Origin of the sequence: Actinotalea endophytica (genome assembly GCF_025717005.1) — a bacterium.
Classification (GTDB): Bacteria; Actinomycetota; Actinomycetes; order Actinomycetales; family Cellulomonadaceae; genus Actinotalea.
In genome coordinates this window covers 271,010-292,282 of record NZ_JAOVZU010000005.1, presented here as the reverse complement: position 1 = coordinate 292,282, position 21,273 = coordinate 271,010, and the positions used below count along the sequence as shown (strand labels likewise).

General features: G+C 72.0%; 14 protein-coding genes. 5 read left to right on the top strand and 9 right to left on the bottom strand.

All coding sequences use genetic code 11. The features are described from left to right. Nucleotide 1: 1 nt before the first annotated feature. The 3 genes from OEB99_RS10680 to OEB99_RS10670 form a co-directional block, all read right to left on the bottom strand. The gene (locus tag OEB99_RS10680) at nucleotides 2–3,844 is read right to left on the bottom strand and encodes a hypothetical protein (RefSeq protein WP_263510035.1); all 3,843 of its coding nucleotides are present in this window, start codon (nucleotides 3,842–3,844) and stop codon (nucleotides 2–4) included. A gap of 192 nt (nucleotides 3,845–4,036) precedes the next feature. Further along, the gene (locus OEB99_RS10675) at nucleotides 4,037–6,241 is read right to left on the bottom strand and encodes a hypothetical protein (RefSeq protein WP_263510034.1); all 2,205 of its coding nucleotides are present in this window, start codon (nucleotides 6,239–6,241) and stop codon (nucleotides 4,037–4,039) included. 192 nt (nucleotides 6,242–6,433) lie between these two features. Then, nucleotides 6,434–8,266 carry an AAA family ATPase gene (locus tag OEB99_RS10670; RefSeq protein ID WP_263510033.1) on the bottom strand — a complete coding sequence of 611 codons (1,833 nt, stop codon included), beginning with the start codon at nucleotides 8,264–8,266 and terminating at the stop codon, nucleotides 6,434–6,436. A 160-nt stretch (nucleotides 8,267–8,426) separates the two neighbouring features. On the opposite strand from OEB99_RS10670, the gene OEB99_RS10665 reads away from it, so the two are divergent. The 3 genes from OEB99_RS10665 to OEB99_RS10655 all read left to right on the top strand — a co-directional run bounded on the left by OEB99_RS10665 (nucleotide 8,427) and on the right by OEB99_RS10655 (nucleotide 12,122). Further along, nucleotides 8,427–9,809, top strand: coding sequence for an acyltransferase family protein (locus OEB99_RS10665; RefSeq protein ID WP_263510032.1), 1,383 nt, complete (start codon nucleotides 8,427–8,429; stop codon nucleotides 9,807–9,809). A 108-nt stretch (nucleotides 9,810–9,917) separates the two neighbouring features. Further along, nucleotides 9,918–10,316 carry a DUF5684 domain-containing protein gene (locus OEB99_RS10660; RefSeq protein WP_263510031.1) on the top strand — a complete coding sequence of 133 codons (399 nt, stop codon included), beginning with the start codon at nucleotides 9,918–9,920 and terminating at the stop codon, nucleotides 10,314–10,316. A 147-nt stretch (nucleotides 10,317–10,463) separates the two neighbouring features. Beyond that, on the top strand, nucleotides 10,464–12,122 hold the full coding sequence (locus OEB99_RS10655; protein ID WP_263510030.1) for a methyl-accepting chemotaxis protein: 1,659 nt from the start codon (nucleotides 10,464–10,466) through the stop codon (nucleotides 12,120–12,122). Here the strand turns inward: OEB99_RS10655 and OEB99_RS10650 are convergent. Beyond that, the gene (locus OEB99_RS10650; RefSeq protein ID WP_263510029.1) at nucleotides 12,112–13,815 is read right to left on the bottom strand and encodes a SulP family inorganic anion transporter; all 1,704 of its coding nucleotides are present in this window, start codon (nucleotides 13,813–13,815) and stop codon (nucleotides 12,112–12,114) included. The genes OEB99_RS10655 and OEB99_RS10650 overlap by 11 nt on opposite strands. A gap of 186 nt (nucleotides 13,816–14,001) precedes the next feature. Here OEB99_RS10650 and OEB99_RS10645 point away from each other — a divergent pair, with 186 nt between their 5' ends. Together OEB99_RS10645 and OEB99_RS10640 are read left to right on the top strand one after the other, a co-directional pair. Next, nucleotides 14,002–14,379 carry an SHOCT domain-containing protein gene (locus OEB99_RS10645; protein WP_263510028.1) on the top strand — a complete coding sequence of 126 codons (378 nt, stop codon included), beginning with the start codon at nucleotides 14,002–14,004 and terminating at the stop codon, nucleotides 14,377–14,379. A 70-nt stretch (nucleotides 14,380–14,449) separates the two neighbouring features. Further along, entirely contained in the window at nucleotides 14,450–15,322 is an 873-nt protein-coding gene (locus OEB99_RS10640; protein WP_263510027.1) for a bile acid:sodium symporter family protein, read from the top strand. A gap of 103 nt (nucleotides 15,323–15,425) precedes the next feature. On the opposite strand, the gene OEB99_RS10635 is transcribed toward OEB99_RS10640, so the two are convergent. The 5 genes from OEB99_RS10635 to gad form a co-directional block, all read right to left on the bottom strand. Continuing rightward, the gene (locus tag OEB99_RS10635) at nucleotides 15,426–16,736 is read right to left on the bottom strand and encodes an MFS transporter (protein WP_263510026.1); all 1,311 of its coding nucleotides are present in this window, start codon (nucleotides 16,734–16,736) and stop codon (nucleotides 15,426–15,428) included. A gap of 170 nt (nucleotides 16,737–16,906) precedes the next feature. Continuing rightward, entirely contained in the window at nucleotides 16,907–18,145 is a 1,239-nt protein-coding gene (locus tag OEB99_RS10630) for an arginine deiminase (RefSeq protein ID WP_263510025.1), read from the bottom strand. 88 nt (nucleotides 18,146–18,233) lie between these two features. Next, nucleotides 18,234–19,067, bottom strand: a complete 834-nt coding sequence (locus tag OEB99_RS10625) for a CPBP family intramembrane glutamic endopeptidase (RefSeq protein ID WP_263510024.1) — start codon at nucleotides 19,065–19,067, stop codon at nucleotides 18,234–18,236. A 62-nt stretch (nucleotides 19,068–19,129) separates the two neighbouring features. After that, nucleotides 19,130–19,798: a hypothetical protein gene (locus tag OEB99_RS10620; protein ID WP_263510023.1), complete on the bottom strand. Its 669-nt coding sequence runs from the start codon at nucleotides 19,796–19,798 to the stop codon at nucleotides 19,130–19,132. Between the two features lie 8 nt (nucleotides 19,799–19,806). Further along, nucleotides 19,807–21,180, bottom strand: a complete 1,374-nt coding sequence (gene gad, locus OEB99_RS10615) for a glutamate decarboxylase (RefSeq protein WP_263510022.1) — start codon at nucleotides 21,178–21,180, stop codon at nucleotides 19,807–19,809. Between the last annotated feature and the right edge of the window lie 93 nt (nucleotides 21,181–21,273).

The following is a 21,273-nucleotide window of genomic DNA, read 5'->3' as shown; positions in this document are numbered from 1 at the left end:
TTCAGGCCGCGAACGCGGCGCAGTAGGTGTCCCAGGGCCGCGGGGAGCCGACCGTGGCCGGCCCCATGACCTGGGCGAACGTCGGGTCGGCGTTGGACCCCTTGAACTTCTTCTCGCAGCTGATCTGCACCGAGAAGGACAGGAAGCAGATCTCCACCTCGATGGTGAGCGTCGCCCTGCCGACGGCCTTCCCCGTCGAGGTCTCGTAGCTCAGCTCGAGGTACAGCTCGATGCTCGCCGAGATCAGGCCGAGCACGTCGACCTCGCCGCGCAGCCGGAAGTACCCGGTGAGCTGGCCGTTGTCGTCCTCGATCCGGAAGTAGATCCCGGCCATGCACTCGATGGAGCCGCTCGCCACGCCGAAGTTCAACGCCACGGCAGCCCCGAACTCGAAGGCCGCCTCGAGCACCGTGACCTCCATCGGGGTCACCGTGACCGCGAAGAAGCCGCCGCCGCCGAACAGCCACACCGTCAGTCGGAACGGGTTCTCGCGCGTGCAGAAGTTGAACCTGAAGTCCAGCGAGTCGCCGATGAACGGCACCCGCATCTGGGCTCCGAGCGAGACGTTCGCGAGGCTCATCACGCCGACCGTGAGCGGTGGGAGGTCGAGGTCGAAGCCCGCCTTGATCCCGCTCGCGTCGACGTCCAGGTAGGGCGGGTCGGAGAAACCGTCGAACGGGATCACGTTCCGGAGCGTGTCCACGAACGTCAGCGGCCCGCCGAACTCGACGGCCTGCGAGCCGAGCACCACGTTGACGTCCGGCTTGTGGCCCGGCGTCACGAGGAACTCGATCTTCTCGACGTGCAGGGCGATCACCCAGCTCTGGCCGGCGAGCTGCAGCCGGAACGGCGTGATCGAGCAGGTCACCATCGTGGTCGGCTGCGCGGTCGGCCCGGTCGGCGGCTTGAGCTCGACCACGAGGTCGAGGGTCGCGTGCGGGATGGCCGCACCGGCGGCGGTGACCGGCTGGAACACGGGGGCGGCGGCGGGCCAGGCCGGCAGGTCGTGCGACCAGTCGAGTCTCGCGGACACCTGCGACGGCAGGGCGATGCCGTTGATCAGGTCGGTCGCGAGCGAGAGCACGCCGGTCACGGCCTGCGCGCCGCCCAGGTGCTCGGCGAGCCGACCGAGCACGCCCACCAGGTCGTTGCGGACGGCACTCGGCAGAGCCGTGGCGGCCGAGGCCGCGTCGCGCAGCCCGCCGAGCTGTCCGGCCAGCGCGGTCATGTCGGCCGAGAGCTGTGCGGTGTCCGTGGGGTCGAACGAGGTGAGTGCGGTCAGCACGTCGCCGACCAGGGTGGCGGCCCCGTTCAGGGCGGCGAGCGCGGCCTGCACCGCAGGATCCGGGTCGCCGCCGAACCTGGTGGGCAGGTCCTGCACGTAGCCCGCGAGCCGCCGCAGGTCGTCGAGCAGGGCGAGCACGGTGTTGGTCTGCTCGCCGCGGAACGCCGGGAACTCCTCGGGGAGCAGACCGACCGCGTCGAGCAGGTCCGCGAGGCTGACCAGGCCGAAGAGCTTGGCGCCGAGCGCACCGAAGAAGTCCGCCGGGCTGGTGGTGCCGGCGATCGCGGCGTCGACCGACCCACCGATCGGACCGGTCCGGCCGGACAGCCCGGTGACCGACAGGCTCGGGGTGACCAGGCCGCCGGAGCGATCGGCCTGCTGGGAGAAGTCCAGGGCAGGAGCACCTTCGACCTCGAGATAGACCAGCGCGCGGTTCTGCGCGAAACCGTGCTGCGCGTAGTGCGCCGGGTAGCGGACCGTGACCGGAGCCTCGGCTCCCGCGAGGGCACTCATCGCCGGGACGACGACCTGGGCCTCGCGCAGCATCGGCGAGTACTGGGCGTCGTCCTTGCCCTCGGGGCCGGGCCCCGGCGGGACTGCGGCGTCGAAGTACAGCGCGGAGGTCCGCTGCTCGGTGTCCAGGGTCGGGTGCCCCGGGGTCTCGCGCCGCGCGAACGCGATCGCCTGGCCGTGCAACGGGTGGCGCCGGAGCGAGTCCGAGGCCTCCCAGTAGAGCTTCACGATCTCCGGGAGCCCGTCGAGGGAGTTGTGGTCCTTCTCCACGAACAGCAGCGGGCCGCTCCACTCCGCGACGTTCCCCTCGCGGTCGGTCGCGAGGATCCCGAAGTCCACCGGGGCGAGGGCCGCGTGCGGGAAGAACACCAGGCCTCCGGTCGTGACGAGGTTCGTGGGGTTGTCCAGGAGCGGGGTGACCCTGGTGGTCAGGTGCACGCTGCCGAGCGGCATGGCGAGGTCACGCCGCACGGTCCGGCTGCCGAGCCCGGTGTAGTCCCGGGCGTCGGTGTACTCCGAGGTGTCGGTGTACGTCCGGGTCGGCTGGCGGACCACGATGAAGAACCGCTGGTACAGGTAGGCCGGGTCGTCGGGCTCGTCGTCGGCGAAGCGGCGCTCGGTGATCTTGACCAGCGACGCTCGGTGCCCGAACGGGAAGAGAGTCCCCGCGTACACCACCTTGACGTAGTGGTCGCGGCCCAGAGTTGCGCGGTGCTGCCACTCCTCCAGGGAGATCGGCCCGTCGGGCCTGGTCGGCACCTGGAGGTCGGAGTCGAGCCAGCCGCCCAGCGCGGAGAGCATCAGGTTGTCCACCTGGACCGGGTACGGGCTCCAGGTGTGGCCGTTCAGCGTGAGGCCGAAGTTCGACGAGCTGTGCACGATCATCATGCGGTCGCGCGCGTTGAGGGACTTGCGGAAGTCCAGCCCGAGGGCCGGCTCGTCGGCGGACCCGTCGGCGTTCGGGAAGTCGCCGGCCTGGACCGGGTGCGGCGTGAAGGCGCTGACCCGCCCGAAGTCGCGCGTCCAGATCGCGCGGACGCGGCGCCCCAGGTCGTCGTCCTCGTCGACGACGACCTGCCCGTCCTGCGAGTCGCGCACCCCGAGCCGGGAGTGCCACAGCTCGGTCCGGCCGTCGTGCTCGACGGGCTGGGAGGCGTGCGCGAAGGCGTTCTTGGTCGACGGGGACAGCTGCAGGCGCCACGGGATCTCGAGCGAGGTCTCTGCGTCGGTGGGTGCTCGCGGCGTCGGGTGCTGGGCGAGTGCGGCGACCACGCCGGTGAGGCGGCCGATCAGGTCGTCCCGGACGCCGAGCTCGCGAGCCACGTCGAGGTCCACGAGCGCGTCGGCGGCGGACGCGACGCCGAGTCGGCCACGGACGGTCCGCACGGCCCGGACACCTCGGGCCACGGCGGCGAGCGAGACCGGGGAGCCCCCGCTGCCCGACGCACGCAAGGCCAGCGCATGCTGCAGGTCGAGCGTCGCGCGGCTCAGGTCGCTCAGCGAGCCGACGGTCCCCAGCCCGGCCACCCGGACCGGGTGGTCCTGGGCGTGCGGCGCCACCCGGAGCGGCAGCGTGCTGATCGCGGTGAGCAGCCCGTCGAGCGAGTACGGCACGCGCTGGTCGGTCACCGAGACCGCGACCCGGCTCCCGTCGGAGATCACGGCCGGCACCGGCCGGAAGACCGGTTCGGAGCCCAGCTCCGGCTCGACACCCCCGGCGGGCTTCGAGCTGGGGGCGGGTCCGACCGACGTCTCCAGGAAGGCCTGCTCGACGATGTGCTGGCTGGGGAGCTCCATCACGATGCCGGCCGGGTGCTGCGGGTCGTGCCGCTGCAGCACGACCGTGCCGTGGTCCGAGCCCCACTCGAGGTTCACGAAGCGGAAGCGCACGTGCAGGAGGTCCTGCGGGCGCAGCACTGTCACGGGGCGTGGTGCGAGCACCGCGGTCCCGGGGTGCACCGGCCCGAGCACGAGGTCGTCGGTCAGGAGCCGGGGGTCGACCGAGCGTCGGACCCTCCGGCCGAACGTGGTGTCGTTCTCGGACATGGCGGCGGCCCGCCGAGGGGGCGGTGCTCGGGCCCCTCGGGGGCGGCCCCCCCGCGGGCCCCGCCACCAGGACGTTCGGTGCGTTTGTCCGGGCTCTGTCCGGGTCATGGGGTCGGTCGTGACGAGCCCGTGACCGGGTCCTGCCGGTCCCCCTGCCCGGCGAGCCCCTCGGGCCCGCCGGGCAGGTTCGGCTCACTCGATGCAGAAGCCCACGTCGACCGCCACGGAGCGGCCGGTGTGCGTCGAGCTGATCACCGCGCGGTCGCTCGAGCGCAGGCGCAGCACGTAGCCGCACGGCGTCAGCGCGGACGTGTCGAGCGTCCAGGTGGACCCGACCGGCGCCGGGGTCGTCCCGGACGCGGACGGCGTCAGGGCGCCGACCGGCAGGGACGTCGGCAGGAGCTCGAACCACCACTGTGCGAACCACGCGTCGGTCGCGTCGAACGTCCCGTGGATCGCCATGCCCTGGGTGAACTTCCCGCACGCCTGGGCGGAGAGCTGACCCGGGTCGACGGCGAGGTGCGCGGCGTTCGCGGGGTCCGTGGACGCGGCGTTGAGCGTGTTGTCCAGCTGGAACACCTGGGTGTCCACCACGCCCGCTCCCTGCAGCTCGAGCATGACCTCCCACCGGTCGTCGCCGCCGGGGGTCATGTACCCGAGCGTGCCGAGCGTGTTTCCCGACCAGACCGGCCAGGACATCCACCCGTTCGCCGGCGGGGTCAGCCAGCTCCCGTGGCCGGTCGAGTCGACGACGTAGAACGGTTCGGCGACCGGGATCGCCGGCCCCGCGGTGGTGAGGTCCCGACGCAGCAGGCGGTAGGTGCTGCCGGCCAGCGCCGGGTCGGTGGGTCCGTGCGCCGTGACCCGGCCGGCGAACGGGCAGCCGCGCGGGTCGAGCACCGCGCCGTTGTAGGCGATGTGCGCCACGGGGCGCGTGATGCCCGTGACCGGGTCGATCTCGTCGGTCGCGACGCCGCCGACGATGGTCAGCCGCGCCGTGCCGTCGTAGCCGTGGCCGGGGAGCACGTGCACGTGGGTGTCCAGCCGGTTGCCCCAGTGCGGGACGGCGTCGGGGTCGGTGGTGGACGGCGGGGAGTTCCAGGACAGGACCGCGCGCACGCGGTGCAGACCGGGCTCCTCGCACAGGCGCCGGTAGGCGTCCAGGTCGACCGGGAGCACCGCCGCATAGGACAGCCCGCCCGCGGGCATCGTGATGAAGTCGTGGGCGGAGACCTTGACCGTGCCCAGGTACCGGTAGCGGCAGTCGTCGTCGAAGTCCGCCCAGAACGCGACGTACTCGGTGGACCCCGCGGAGCACGGCGGACCGGAGAACCCGGTCGGTCGCTTGACCCGGAACGTCGCGACGAGCTGCTTGGCCGCGTCGTCGAGCCCGAGGCACTCGAGCTCCTCGTAGGTCGTGTTGCCCTTGCCCTCCGAGAGCGTGGCGACGAGGTCGCCGAGGTCGATGCCGAGGGCGGCGGCCGACACCGCGGTCGCGGCCGCCGCGGTCTGCGGCAACGGCAGCGCGACGGCGTCGGCGGCCAGGCTCGCGGCGAACCGGTGCGGCGGTACGGGCTCGGCGGCGAGCTTGGCGACCTTGCGGTCGGTCGCGCGCGCGGCGAGCGCCTTGACCTTCTCCGGTGCGTACATCCTGGCGAGGCGGTCGAGTGCGATCGGCGGGACCGTCGCGACCGGCGGAAGCGGCTGGGGGTTCAGTGCCACCGGACCGACCGGGTCCGGCTCGGGGATCGGGACGGGCAGGTCGAGCCCCGCGACGATCTGGGCGAGCTTCTCGGGGTCGATCGTGAGGGCGGGGGCCAGCACGTCCACCAGGTCACCGGCGACCAGCCAGCGACGCGGCGCGACCTGCACGTGGTCCTCGGCGACCTCGCCCCAGACCGGGACGTAGTTGGGGTCGCCGGGCGTGGGCTCGTGCTCCCAGGACAGGATGGCCCGCACGCGCGGCAGCTGCGGAAGCGAGCACACCCGGCGGGCCGGGGCCCAGTCGACCCCGACGACGGCGACGTAGGGGTGGTCGGGACGGTCCGCGCAGTCGGTCCCGTCGGGGACGTCGAAGACCCGGGCGGCGGACGCTCCGGCGTCGACCCAGCCGCTGCCGGTGTCGACGAAGAACCTGACCCACTCGACCGAGCCGTCCTGACACGGGTCACCGCCGTAGCCGAAGGAGCGCTTGACCACGACGGTGGCCTCGAGGCGGGACCGCTCGGGGCTGTACGCGACGCAACCGATCTCCTCGTACCCGGTGTCGGAGCTCTTCGGCTCGACGACCGGGAGGAGGTCGGTCACGGTGGCGGCACCGCTGAAGGTGCCGAAGTGGTTCGGGTTGGCCGCGATCAGGCGGCGGAACTGGCTGCGTGACGTCTCGATGGTGGGCATCGCGTCCCCCTCTCGAAGGTCCGGGGGCGATCGCCTCCGGAACCGGGCCGCGGCGGGTACGTCGTCGGACCCTGGCAGTGGAGAGGAGAGCCGCCCGGGCCGCCTTGTGACGGCCCGGGCGGGCGAAAACACGGCGGACGGCGCCGACCGGGCGCTCCGCACCGAGCGGAGACGCCCCGGCGCGCCGTCGGCTCAGGCGGGGCGTGCCACGTCTGGCTCGACCGGGGCTGCGGCCCCGAGGTCGGTCCGGCCGTCGACGCGACGGCGCGCGCCACTGGCCCCGAGCAGCACGTCGGTGATCTGGTCGCCGACCAGCTCGTGGTGCTCGAGCAGCGCGTCCCGCAGGGCCTCGACCAGGTGCCGGTTGCGGGACAGGAGCCAGACGACGTGCTTGCGGGCGTCCTCGAGGACCCGTTCGACCTGGGCGCGCGCCGCGGGATCCGCGAGGGTCGCCTCGACCAGGTCCTTGCCGCCGGCCATGAACGACACGAGCGAGCCCGTCATGCCGGCCGCGCCCACCATCTGCACCGCGGTCCGGGTGGCCGCGGCGAGGTCGCTGGCCGGACCGGTCGTCGTGTCGCCGAAGAAGAGCTCCTCCGCGACCATCCCGCCCATCGCGATCTGCACCAGGGCGCGCAGGTCGGCCGACGTGTGCGTGTAGATCTCGTCGGTGTCCGAGTGTGCGAGCAGGCCGAGCGCGGCGCCTCGCTTGATGATGGTCACGACCTCGAGCGTGCGGTTCGGTGCGACGAGCCAGGCGGTGACGGTGTGCCCGGCCTCGTGGGTCGCGATGAGCTCCTGCTCGTGCCGGGTGTAGGTGACCGGAGCGCCGATGCCGACCATCTCGGTGAGCCGTGCGCGTTCGACGTCCGCGTAGCTCATCCCGGACGCGCCGCGCCGGACCGCGTTCACCAGCGCCTCGTCGAGCAGGTGCTCGACCATGACCGGGGTCCAGCCGTTGGTCGCCGCTGCGATGCGCTCGCGCAGACGTGGCTCGTCGAGGTCGGCGTCGTGGGCGCGCTTGGCGAGGAAGTGGTCGACGAGCGCGCGCCGGCCGTGCACGTCCGGGGTGGGGAACGTGAGGCGCCGGTCGAACCGTCCGGGCCGCAGCAGGGCGGGGTCGAGGTGGTCGGCCCGGTTCGTGGCGGCGATCAGCAGGATCGGGGCGCGGGTCGGCCGCTGCTGCGGGATCTGGCGGTCGCCCGGCAGGAGGAGGTTCACCGCGGCGATGAACCGGTTGGCCAGGCGCTGGGACCGGGTCGGCTGGTCGAAGGACTGCATCTGGACCAACAGCTCGTTGACGACGCCTCCGGTTCCCTCGCTGATCACCTGGTTGACCACGGTGCGGGCGGCGCCGTCCGCGCTCGAGGTCGCGACCGAGGGCGAGAGCAGGCCACCACGGCGCATCGCGATGGCGTCGATCTCCTCGATGAAGCCGATCGCGCCGCCTTCCTTGCGCGCGGTGTCCCGCAGGGCCTGGAAGTACGCCCGGATCTTCTTCGCGGTCGCTCCGTAGTACATCGACTGGAACGACGTCGCCGAGACGAACAGGAACGGCACACCGGCCTCGGCCGCCATCGCCTTCGCAGTCATGGTCTTGCCGGTCCCCGGCAGGCCTTCGAACAGCACGCCGCGCCGCGGTGTGCCACCCATCTGGTCCGCGAACCTGCGGTGCGCCTGGAACAGGTCGATCGTCCGGCGGACGTCCTCGAGGATCGGGTCGATGCCGATCACGTCGTCGAGCCGGACGTCGACCTGCTCGGGTCGGTAGGTGAGGTGCGGGGACCGGCCGGTGAGGACCTGGGTGCCGACCGCGAGGGCCAGCATCCCGCCGAAGAAGATGACGACGACGACGAGCATCGGGTCGAGCCGGGGCAGCGTAGGCCACGGCGAGAGGCCGAGCAGGGGGGCCAGGACGAACCACACCTCGACGGCGATCACGGCCGCCGCCCACCGGTAGACGCGGCGTCGTCTCGCCCGGTCGCGGTCCTCGGCGATGTCGTGGTTCAGGAGTGGTGTGGGCACGCGTCCCCCGGCGGTCCCGGGCCGCCGACCACGGCCCTCGTAGGACCATGCTGGTCGAATCGGACATTCCGGGCAACGGGGTGCACCCGTTCGGGTGAGTGGCGCGCGTACCGTCGACAGCAGGACCACGTGAGCGTCGGCGCGTACGAGGTGACACCTGATGGCAGGCTCCGGGACACGGCGCGAGGATCCGGACGGACCGCAGCGGCGCGGTCACGTCCGGGACCTGGCCACCGCGACCCCGCCGGCCCGGGAGCGCTACGTGGACCTGTTGCGAGCGGTCTCGATCCTCGTCGTCGTCCTCGGTCACTGGACCGTCGTGTCGGCCCGGCAGGTGGGCTCGCGGCTCGTGGGCGAGAACCTGCTGGACCTCGCGCCGTGGACCCATCCGCTGACCTGGCTGGTCCAGGTGATGCCGGTGTTCTTCCTGGTGGGCGGCTATGCGAACGCCGCGTCGCTGGCGTCGGCGGAACGCCGCGGGGTCGGCACCGCCGCGTGGCTCCGCTCGCGTGCCCTGCGGCTGCTGCGGCCGTCGGCCGTGCTGCTCGCGGTGCTCGCGGCCGTGCGGGTCGCCGGTGCCGCTGCGGGCTGGGACGAGGCCGCGGTCCGCGCGGCCGTGTGGACGGCTGCGACACCGCTGTGGTTCCTGGTGGTCTACCTCGTCGTCGTGTGCCTCGCGCCGTGGGCGGAGCGCGCGCACCGCCGCTGGGGCCTCGGCGTCGTCGTCGTGCTGGTCGCCGGCGTCGCCGTCGGCGACGTGCTGCGGCTGGCGACCGCGGACGTCCGGCCGGCGTCGGCGAGCTACCTGCTCGCATGGCTGGCGGCGCACCAGGCAGGCATGGCCTGGCGGCACGGTGCGCTGCCTCGCTCCCGCGCCGCGGCCTGGGCGCTGCTGGGTGGTGGCCTCGGCGTGGCGCTGGTGCTCGTGGGACCGGGGCCCTACGGGGTCGCGATGGTCGGCGCGGCGACCCCGCCGGACCTGAGCAACACGGCGCCGCCGACGCTCGCGCTGCTCGCGCTGGCGACGGCTCAGCTCGGCGGCGTGCTCCTGCTGCGCGGGCCTGCGACCGCGGTCCTGGCACGCGAACGCGTGTGGGCCGGTGTGATCGCCGTGAACGGCGTCGTGCTGTCGCTGTTCCTGTGGCACATGTCCGCCGTGGTCGTCGTGGGCTACGCCCTGGTGCGTACCGGAGTGCTGCCCGATCCCGGTGCCGGCTCGGCGGTGTGGTGGTGGTGGCGGCCGCTCTGGGTCCTCGCGCTCGCGATCGTCCTGGCCGGCATGGTCGGTCTCGTCCGTCGCGCCGAGCGGCCGGTCGCCGCGGTGCCGGGCGAGCCGGTGTCCGGCGCGGTGCTGGGGCTGGGTCTCGTGGCCGTGGTCGGCGGCCTCGCGTCGTTGGGTGTCTCCGACACACGCGGCATGGGTCCCCAGCCCGGCGGCCTTCCGGTGTCGGAGATGGCGGCGATCGCGATCGGCCTGCTGCTCGTCGAGCGGAGCGCGCGTCGCGTCGCCACCGGCCCTCGCGCCCGGCCGGGCGGACGATGAGCACCCCCGGCGACATCGGCGCGAACCGTGGTGCCGGGCCGCGGGCCCTCGCTACAGTCGGCGCAGCCGCGTGATCTTCACGCGCACCCACCGACCGGGGAGGCACCCATGAGTCCCTTCGAAGCCGTCACGACCACGGATGCCCAGCTCAGCGGCGGCGCGATGGTGTGGATCATCCTCGCGATCGTGTGGGGAGTCTTCATCCTCGTCGCGGGGTGGAAGCTCTACGAGAAGGCCGGGCAGCCCGGGTGGCTCTCGATCATCCCGATCCTCGCGACCTTCGGGCTGCTGAAGATCGTCAAGCGGCCGATGTGGTGGTTCCTGCTGCTGCTCGTGCCGATCCTGGACATCGTGATCATCGTGATCATCCTGGCCGACCTGGCACGGGTGTTCGGCAAGGGCTTCGGGATGACCCTGCTGCTGGTCTTCTTCACCCCGATCGCCTACCTCGTGCTCGGGTTCGGCGACGCCGAGTACCAGCTCGAGAAGGAGCCGCTGTTCGGCTGAGCGGCCGGGGGAAAGTGATCAGTGCGGGCAGACTGCCGCAATCCGCCGATCGGGTGATCGCGGGGACGAAGGTCTCGGGAGCGCAGGTACGGGGTCGATCTCAAGGCGAGCCGCCCCCCGCGTCTCCCTGACCCCCAGGAGTCGAACATGCCCAGTCTGCTCGGCAACGGTGCCCGCCCAGGTGAGGGCGCACCCGCCGCGGCGCCGTCCGCCCGTCGTTGGTCGCTCGTCCGCTCGGTCCGCATGAAGATCCTCGGCGTCGGGCTGGCAGCCACCGTGCTGCTGGCCGGCATCGGCACGTTCGCGACGCTGCAGCTGATCAGCGTCAAGGACGAGGCGGATCGTCAGGCCACCCTGCAGGAGACGGTCGGTCTGTCCGCCGACGCCCTGAGCGGTGCGATGTGGAACGTGCGCATGCGCGTCTACGCGGCCGCCGCCGCCCTCCCGTCCGAGAAGGAGGAGGCGGGCGTCGCGGTGCGCACCGCGTTCGACGACATGAACGCGGCCGCCGCCGACTTCGTCGCCACCTACACCGCGCAGATCGGTACCGAGCCGGCCGCGTGGGCCGACTTCACTGACGCGTTCGACTCGTACCAGGTCCTGGTCGAGGGCGAGATGCTCGACGCCGCCGTGGCCGATGACCGCGAGCTGTTCTCGCAGATCCGCACCGGGGGCGCAGCCGACGCGGGCGCCAACCTCATCGCGCACCTCGACGAGCTCAACGCCGACGTGGTGGCGCTGATGGACGAGGCGGCACACCAGGCGGATGCCACCGCGGCCCGGTCGATCACCCTGACGATCGTGATCGTCGTGGCGGGTGCCCTGCTCGTGCTCGTGCTCGGTTTCCTGGTCGCCGCGGGCGTGCTCCGCTCGGTGGTGGCCGTGAAGCGCTCGGTCGACGCGCTCGCCACCGGCGACCTCACGGTCCTCCCGGACGTCCGCTCGCACGACGAGCTCGGCGAGATGGCCCGCGCCCTCGGCGGGGCGCTCGAGCGGCTCCGCGGCCTGATGGCCGAGGTGGTCCAGACCGCGACGGCCGTGGCCGCATCGTCCGAGGAGCTCGCCGCCGCGCAGTCGCAGGTGGCCGCCGGCGCCGAAGAGACGTCCGCCCAGGCAGGGGTGGTGTCGTCGGCCGCGACCCAGGTCTCGCAGAGCATCCAGGGCGTCGCTGCGGGCACCGAGGAGATGGGTGCGTCGATCCGCGAGATCGCCCAGAACGCGTCCCAGGCCGCGCGGGTGGCCGGCGGTGCGGTCGACATGGCACGCACGACCACCGGGGCGATCGACCGCCTCGGCGCCTCGTCGAAGCAGATCGGCGACGTGGTGAAGTCGATCACCCAGATCGCCGAGCAGACCAACCTCCTCGCGCTCAACGCGACGATCGAGGCCGCCCGCGCCGGCGAGGCCGGCAAGGGCTTCGCGGTCGTGGCAGGTGAGGTGAAGGACCTCGCCCAGGAGACCGCCAAGGCCACCGAGGACATCGTCCGCCGCGTCGAGGCGATCCAGGGCGAGACCGCCGAGGCCGTCGACGCGATCGGCCGGATCTCCGCGATCATCGACGACATCAACGGCTACCAGGCGACCATCGCCTCGGCCGTCGAGGAGCAGACCGCGACCACCAACGAGATGTCGCGCTCGGTGGCGGAGGCCGCCACCGGCTCGGGCGAGATCGCGTCGAACATCACCGGTGTCGCCGACGCCGCACAGGACTCGACCCGGGTCCTCGGGGACCTCGGCGTGGCCGTCGGCGAGCTCGCTCAGATGGCGGCCAGGCTGCAGTCGCAGACCTCGGTCTTCACGTACTGACGTCGTCGCCGGGACCCTCGGGCTCCCGCCGCGTCCACCCGGCAGCTGCCTCGAGCGCCTGCCGGGTGGACGCCGTCACGGCGTCCGTCGCGCGGAAGAGGTTCTCCCGGCCGAGCTCGTCCGCGGTCCCGGTCGACTCGAGCTGCGCGGCGACCTGGTCGGAGACCCCGGCGAGCATCAGGGTGCTGCCGACCGCGTGCAGGCGCGCGGCGTAGCGGCGCACCACGTTGATGAACGTGCTGCCGAGGTCTTCCTTGCCCCGCATCGTGAGGATGACGACAGCGTTGCGCGACTGCTCGGTCACGGCAGGCAGCGCCGCCTCGAAGCTCGCCACGGCCGCGAAGAACAGGCTGCCGTAGGGTCGCAGGACGACGACCGAGCCAGGTGCCAGCTCGCGCGGGGGATCCAGCTCGGTGACGGTGCCGTCCGGGTCGAAGCGCCACTGGCGCACCCGGATCCGGTTGGACTGGCGTACCACGTGCAGGACGAGCGACAGCCCGACGCCGGCGAGCACCGCGTACTGCAGCGGGATCACCAGGGTCAGCACGAACGTCGTCACCATGACGGTGGCCTGCACCGGACCGGTGCGCAGCACCATCCGCACGTTGTCCGGCTTGAACGTGCGCACACCGACCACGACGAGCAGCCCGGCCAGGGCCGGCATCGCGATGTATCCGACCAGTCCGGAGAACGCGACGACGGCGGCGGCCATCGTGGCCGCCGCGACCAGCAGGGCGACCCTGCTCCGCGCGCCTGCCGCGGTCACGATCGAGGTCGCCGACATCGACCCGCCGACCGGCATGCCCTGGAAGAGGCCGCAGGCGAGGTTGGCGACGCCCTGCCCGCGGAAGTCGCCGGAGGCGTCCGGGTACTCGCCGTCCGGGTTCGGCAGCGACGAGCTGATCGCGGCGCCTTGGAGGAGCCCGACGAACGCGAGTGACACGGCCGGGACGAGCAGCACGCCGACCAGGCCGAGGTCCGGCAGCTGGGGAGATGGCAGCCCACGGGGAACCTCGGCGATCTCCCGCAGCTGGGCGACCTGGTCCATGCCGAGCACCTCGACGAGCACGGACGCGACGACGATCGCGACGACCATCCCGAGCGCGCCCAGGCGGGTGCGCTCGAGGGCGACGATGAGTGCGATCGTGACCGCGCCGAGGAGCACCGAGGGCCAGTGCAGCTGCCCGGCGCTGAGCACGGTGTCGAGCGCCCGCGTGACCCGGTTCGACGCGTCCGAGCCGTAGCCGGTGAGGTTCTCGAGCTGGCCGAGGACGATGTTCACGGCCACGGCGTTGATGAACCCGGTCACCACCGCGTTCGGCACCCAGCGCACGACGCCGCCGAGCCGTGCGAGGCCGAGGGCGAGCATCACCACACCGGTGAGGAAGGAGAGCGTGAAGAGCGCCGTCACCGCCTGTGGCGAGTCGCCCTGGACCTGCTCGACGTCGGACAGCACGACGGCCATCGCGCCGGTGGCCTGCACGGCCATGAAGGCCGAGCTCGTGGCGAGCGCACCGAACAGGGTCCCGAACAGGTACCCGTACAGGCCGAAGACCGGGTTGACCCCGGCGAGCAGGCCCGCGGCCAGGCCGTCCGGCACGCTCTCGACCCCGAGCACGAGGCCTGCCGGCACGTCCTTGCGCAGGTGGACGTCGCCGACTGCTCGGCGGGCGGCGTCGATGCCGGGTCGCATGGCAGACGGTCTACCACGGGCCGGATGCCCCGGGGCCGTGCACCGCACTCTGCCTCGTCCGGGACCCCGGCGGCCTCGCAGCGAAGTGCTGCGGCGAACGTCCCGTCGCGCTGGGGTGATGCGAGTACGTTCGGGCTGAGGGCCCCGGCGGCGTACGACCGGGGCGCCACCGGAGAGGACTCGATGATGAGCACGTTCTGGGAATGGTTCTGGGCCGTCTTCCTGATCTTCGCCTTCACGGCCTACCTGTTCGCGATCTTCACGATCGTGTTCGACCTGTTCCGCGACAAGGCGACCTCGGGCTGGGTCAAGGCGATCTGGATGATCTTCCTGATCTTCCTGCCGATGCTGACCGCGATCGTCTACCTCATCGCCCGTGGCTCCGGCATGGCCGACCGTTCGATGGCTCAGGCCGCTGCCGTCAAGACCGCGCAGGACGAGTACATCCGTTCGGTCGCGACGACGAGCCCCGCCGAGCAGGTCGCCAAGGCCAAGGAGCTGCTCGACGCCGGCACGATCACCCAGGCCGAGTTCGACGCCCTCAAGGCCAAGGCACTCGCCTGACACGCCGGCGCGCCCGGCGGCAGGAGCCGTCGGGCGCGCTGAGTACCACCCTCGTGCAGGGAGGCATGCGATGTCGGACGTGCTCGCCGCGATCACCCAGGTCGGCATCCTGACCTTCGTCGTGGCCGGGATGGGCGCGATGGGCCTTGGTCTGACGGTCGGCGCGATCGCTCGTCCGCTCGCCGACGGCCGGCTGGTCGTCGGGGTCCTGGTCGCCAACTTCGTGGTCGTCCCGCTGACCGCGCTCGCGGTGACCCGACTCGTCCCGATGGACGACGCGAGCGCCGCGGCGGTCGTGCTCGTCGGGTGCTGCGCCGGTGCGCCGTTCCTGCCGACCCTCGCCGGCCTCGCGAAGGCCGACGCGGCGACCGCGGTGGGCGTGATGGTGCTGCTGATGGTCCTCACGGTGGCCTACGCACCGTTCGTGGTGCCGTTGCTGCTCGAGGGCGCGACGGTCGCCGCGGGCGACATCGCGTCGTCCCTGGTCCTCTTCATGCTCGTGCCCCTCGGGGCCGGGCTCGTCGTGCGAGCGCGGTACCGCGGGGCGGCCGATCGCATGGTCGGCGGTTTCCGCCACGCGTCGTCGGCAGGTCTGGCGATCGGGATCGTGGCCGGTCTGCTGGCCACCTGGCGCGACGTGCTCGGGTCGATCGGCTCGTGGGTCTTCGTCGGCACGGCGGCCGTGCTCGTGGTCGGGCTGGCCGTCGGGTGGCTCGCGGGGCTCGGCCGCAGCGGCTCCGACCGGCAGCTCCTCGGCCTCGCGACGGCGCAGCGCAACGTCTCCGCCGCGCTGGTCATCGCGGCGTCCCTGGACACCGACGCGATGGTGCGGACCCTGGTGGCCGCACTGGTGATCCCGATCGTGCTCATCGTCGCTGCCGGCGAGCTCGGCCGGCGTGCCGCCGGGGCGGCGTCGGAGGCGGCCGACCCGGCAGAGTCCTGAGAGGGGCGACGGCGCCGCGCGGGTGGGCCCCGTCCATCCTGGCGCGGAGCGGGCCGGTACCGGCGGCGGGGCCCCCTGAACCCGCCGCCGGCGTCTCAGCGGCCTAGGACGACGTGACCGGCACCGTGGTCTCCGCGGCCTCGGCGGCCACCGGGACCGGACCCGCGGCGCCCGGCGCGCGCAGTCCCGGTTCCTTGATCAGCAGGGACGCGATCCCGGAGATGAGGATCACCGCCGCGAGCACGTTCATCGAGACCGTGTAGTAGCCGGTCAGCGCCAGGGCCGCGGAACCCACGGCGAGGCCGAGGAAGGATCCGAACCCGGCCAGGCTGGTCGCCGTCCCGCCGAGCCGTCCCGAGACGGTGCTCGGGTAGTGGTTGGCGATGTAGCCGTAGATCGTCGGGTTGACGATCGAGCTGAACAGCAGCATCGCGCAGGGCAGCAGGATCAGGGCCGCGCCGCTGTCCTTGGTGATCACGTGCATCCCCATCGTGAACACGGCCGAGACGGTGCACGCGATCATCAGGGGCAGCTTCGGGTTGCCCTTGAACAGCCGGTCCACCACGAACGGGGCGAGGATCGTGCCGACGATCGAGGCGTACCCCGCCCAGGTGAGCGCCTGGCCCGCGCCGACCGGGCCGAGACCGAGGCCGACCGGCGGGTCGACGGCGTAGAAGCCGGGTGCCATGTCGTTGTAGGCCTGCTGGAACCAGGCCTCGAACAGTGCCATCACGAACAGCACCCAGATGGCGCGGGTGGCGAGCGACCGCTTCATGTCGGCCGCGGTGGCGGCACGGTGCTCGACCGTCTCGGCGACCGTCGAGACCGGCGGCTTCGGGCCGACCAGGATCGCGAGGGCGAGGACCAGGCCGACGGCGGGCGGGATCGCCGACATGGTCAGCGCCCGGTGCCAGTCGCCGAACACGGCGAACCAGTGCGGGGTCCACAGCAGGCCGATCGAGATGCCGAGCCACATCGACACGCCCTGGGCGGCCGCGACGTAGCTGCGCTCGCGCGGCCGGAACCACTGGGCGCACACCGTGGCGATCACGGCGTTGATCGGACCCATGCCGATGCCGGTGAGGATGCGGCCGATCACCAGACCGCTCGTCGAGTGGCTGAGCGGGCCGATCGCGAGCGCCGCGACGATCTGCATCGCGCACCCGAAGACCCAGACGATCGGGAATCCGACGCGGTCGATCACGAAGCCGCTGAGGAACGCGACGATCGACGTCGTGAGCATCACGGTCATCATGGTCGTCGCCACGGCCGCCCCGAGGCTGATGCCGAGGTCCTCCGAGACCAGGCCCACGAAGGGCGCCGGGGCGATCATGGACATGGCACCGGCCGTCGTGATGAGCACGAGCGATGCGAGGACGAACCATCGATACCGGGGGTGGTGCGGGGTGTTCACGTCTCTCCCTTGAGCCGTCGACAGGTGGCCGACCGCGCAGTGGGCTCCCCGCCCGGCCGGGTCGGACGCTAGCGACGTTCCCCGGGCATCGTCCTAGTCCGATCTTGCATCGCGTTGTCGACGTGCAGGGCGCGCGCGAGTGGTATCGCGCGCGCCCATCGGGACTCGGCTCAGTCGACCGGGTCCCGCGATATCGGGCAGGTCATGCAGTGCCCGCCGCCGCGTCCGCGGCCGAGCTCGGCGCCGACGATCGGGATCACCTCGATCCCGGCGTCGCGCAGCAGGGAGTTCGTGCGGACGTTGCGGTCGTAGGCCATCACGACGCCGGGGGACAGGGCGATCAGGTTGGCGCCGGAGTCCCACTGGGTCCGCTCGCGCACGTAGGCGTTCCCGCCGGTCTCGACCACGCGCATCGCGGGGACGCCCACCGCGCCGGCCACGGTCTCGACGAACGGCCGCGGTTCCTTCCGCAGCTCGACGCCCCCGGGCTTGTCGGACGGGTAGTACGAGAACGCCTCGATGCCGTAGACGATGTCGGGGTACAGGAGCACGACATCGCGGTCGGCGAAGGTGAACACCGTGTCCAGGTGCATCGCGGCACGCATCTTGGGCAGCGCCGCGACGATCACCCGGTCCACGACCTCGCGCTCGAACAGCGCCTTCGCGAGCTGGCTGATGCCCTGCCGGGAGGTGCGTTCGCCCATGCCGACGAGGAGAGTGCGGTTGCCGATCGGCATGACGTCCCCGCCCTCGACGGTCGCGAGGCCCCAGTCGTGCGTCGGGTCGCCCCACCACTCGGTGACCCGGCCGGCGAAGTCCGGGTGGAAGCGGTAGATCGCGGTGGTGAGGATCGTCTCCTCGCGCCGTGCCGGCCAGTAGAGCGGGTTGAGGCTCACCCCGCCGTAGATCCAGCAGGTGGTGTCCCGGGTGTAGAGGGTGTTCGGCAGCGGGGGCAGCAGGTACTCGTTGCTGCCCGCGGCGTCCTTGACCAGCCGCAGCATGTCCCCGCCGATGTCCTCGGGGAACTCGTCGGTCGACAGGCCGCCGATCAGCGTCTGGGCGAGCTCGCGGTCGCTGAGCCCGTCGAGGTAGCCGTGGACCTCGTCCACCAGGCCGACGCCCACCTGGTTGGGCACCACCTGGTGGTCGAGCACCCACGCTCGGGCTTCGGGCAGCGCGACCGTCTGCGCGAGCAGATCGTGCATCTCGAGCACGTCGACGCCTCGTTCGCGCATCGACGTGACGAAGTCCAGGTGGTCGCGCTTGGCGTTGTCCACCCACATGACGTCGTCGAACAGCAGGTCGTCGCAGTTGCTGGGGGTGAGGCGCTCGTGGGCGTGGCCGGGCGCGCACACCATGACGGTGCGCAGCTGACCTACCTCGGAGTGAGCACCGGAGATGTCGACCATGGAGCGACCTCGAGGTTCGATGACATCGGTCGCTCGACCCTATCGACCCGGTCGACGGATGGCGCTGCGGCGCGGCGCGGGGGAGGCGTCAGTACACGAAGATCGGGAACAGCTCCGGGTGGTGTGCGTGCACGATCGCCAGGAAGACGATCGCGTCGAACAGCAGGTGGACCACCAGCACGTAGGTGAGCGACCCGGTGCGCGCGAAGATCCAGCCCTGCAGCAGAGCGAAGGGTGTCGTGAGCAGCGGCCCCCACTCGCGGTAGCCGAGCTCCCACAGGAACGACACGAAGATCGTCGCCTGCAGCAGGTTCGCGAGCCAGACCGGGAAGTGCCGCCGCAGCAGAGCGAAGCACGTGCAGATGAAGAACAGCTCGTCCCACGTGCCGACGGCGTTGACGCCCACGAAGAACCTGGCGAGCTCGCCGCCGTCGGTGATCGCGGGCCAGTTCCGGTAGGCGCCGGACGTGATGAAGTAGAACGGCAGGATCGCCCAGCCGAGCACCGGCACGGCGACGACGTACCACCGCTCGGCGGTGGGCCAGCGTCGCCCGGTGCGCCACGGGAACCGGATGGCGCGACGCCGGTACACCCGGCGGTCGATCACGAACGGTGTGGTCACCGCGAGCGCGAGCGCCGTGCCGATCGCGACGAACCGCGGCCAGGAGACGTCGGCGGCCATGGAGGTGCTGCTGACGATCGTGATGCCGATCCCGATCAGCAGCAGGTCCTTGGCCAACGGGCGGTCCAGGGCCCACGCGGCGAGCAGGCCGGCCACGAGCACGAGGTACGCCAGCGGCCGGGCGTGGGCGCCGAACATCAGGAACGCGGAGAACGACACCGTGGCAGCCGGAACGATCGTGCCGACGCGCAGGTCCGGCAGCCGTGCGCCGCCGGTCGGGTCGACTCGCGCGGGGTCCATCGGCCCAGCATGCCCGAGGCCCTCGCCCTCGGGCCGTCACGCGGTCGCGGCCGTCGGGGGCCTCACCGCGTCGCAGGCCGTCTCGCCGGCAGGAGCACGTACGCACCGGCGAAGAAGCAGACGGCGCCCAGGAACGTGCCGCTGTTGACGACCGTGAGGTTCACCGGCTCGCCCGTGGTGGGCAGGATGAAAGCGCCGAGGGCCGAGAGCATGAAGAAGACCGACCCGACGTAGTTGAGCAACGCCGACCACCAGTCCGGGTCGTCGCGTCGCACGCACCACTGGCGCGGGCACACGGCCCGCCAGGCGAGCTGGCTCGCGACGAGGAACGCGATCGACCCGAAGAAGTCCGGTGCCCAGACGAGGCGGTTCGCCTGGTGCGTGGTCAGGTGGGTGGCCATCGCCGCGATCGTGTTGGCGTTGAAGAACAGCGTGCCCACCAGCTGGACGAGGGCCGCCCACCACAGCATCGTGCGCGGCCCCCAGGCCCACCAGCGGAACCGAGTCCCGGTGCCGGATCCGTTCACCACCTCGAGGTACTGGTGGTAGGCGGCGGTCGTGAAGAACACGGCTCCGACCACGAACGTGGCCGCGACGACGCGCGAGTCGACCAGGCTCCAGTACGCGGGGAACGAGCCGAGCGCGAACAGAGCCGACCCGACCATGAACAGCACGGTCATCCGCCAGGTCAGGTCACGCGGGCTCCAGGTGAGCCGGCGACGCCACTGCACGGCGGTCCTCAGGTGTGGCTGAAGCCGGCCTGGGGGCTGAAGCCGTCGGGCGGGTACTCGGTGAGGTGCCGCACGGCCTTCTCGAGGGTCTCCGCGAGCAGGTCGGCGAGGTCGAAGGTGAAGCCTTCGCGGACCACCACCCGGAGCACGGCGACGTCGGTCGCGTCTGCCGGCATCGTGTAGGCCGGGACCTGCCAGCCGCTCTTGCGCAGCTCGTCGGACACGTGGAAGACCGTGAACGGCGCGAACTCGGACGTTCGGAAGGCGAGCACCGGGATGTCGGTGCCGTCACTGACCAGCTCGAACGCGTCCATCGCGCCGATCCGGTCGGCCAGGCGGTGGGCGACGTCGCGCAGCCGCTCCATGATCCGGCGGTAGCCGTCCCGACCGAGCCGGACGAAGTTGTAGTACTGCCCGACGATCTGGTTGCCGGGCCGGGAGAAGTTCAACGTGAACGTCGGCATGTCCCCGCCGAGGTAGTTCACGTGGAAGACGAGGTCCTCCGGCAGCTCGTCGGCGGAGCGCCACACGACGAACCCGACGCCCGGGTAGGTGAGCCCGTACTTGTGGCCGGAGACGTTGATGGACTTCACCTGCGGCAGGCGGAAGTCCCACTCGAGGTCGGGGTGCAGGAACGGTGCGACGAAGCCGCCGCTCGCGGCGTCGACGTGGAGGGGGACGTCCGCACCGTGCTCGGTGTTCCAGGCGACGACGCGGTCGTGGATCTCCTTGATCGGCTCGAACTCGCCGGTGTAGGTGGTGCCGAGGATCGGGATCACGCCGATGGTGTTCTCGTCGACCCGGGCCATCACGTCGTCGGGCGCCACCACGAAGCGGTCGTGGGAGACGGGCACGTAGCGCGGCTCGACGTCCCAGTACCGGCAGAACTTCTCCCAGACCACCTGGACGTTGGAGCCGAGGACGAGGTTCGGGCGGTCGGTGGGCAGCCCCGCGGCCTCGCGGCGCTGACGCCAGCGCCACTTCATCGCGAGCCCGCCGAGCATGACCGCCTCGCTCGACCCGATCGTCGACACCCCGATGGCGTCCCCGTCGACGGGCGCGTGGAAGAGGTCAGCGACGATGTTGACGCACCGCCGCTCGATCTCGGCGGTCTGCGGGTACTCGTCCTTGTCGATCATGTTCTTGTCGAACGCCTCGGCCATGAGCAGCTGGGCCTGAGGCTCCATCCACGTCGTCACGAACGTCGCGAGGTTCAGCCGTGAGCTGCCGTCCAGGAGGAGCTCGTCGTGGATGAGGCGGTACACGGACTCCGGGGCGGACTCGTCGTCCGGCATCCGGTTCTTCGGGATGGGCCCGCCGGAGAGCCGTCCGGCGTAGGCGGGGTAGAGGGTCGAGTCGTCGTGCTCGTGCCGGTGGACCACAGTGACCTCCGAGGCGCCGCGCGTGGGCGCAGCCGATCCTCCGATCATGCCAGCGCGAGCGGGGCCGCGGGCCGGGCTCGGGTGCGGATTCGC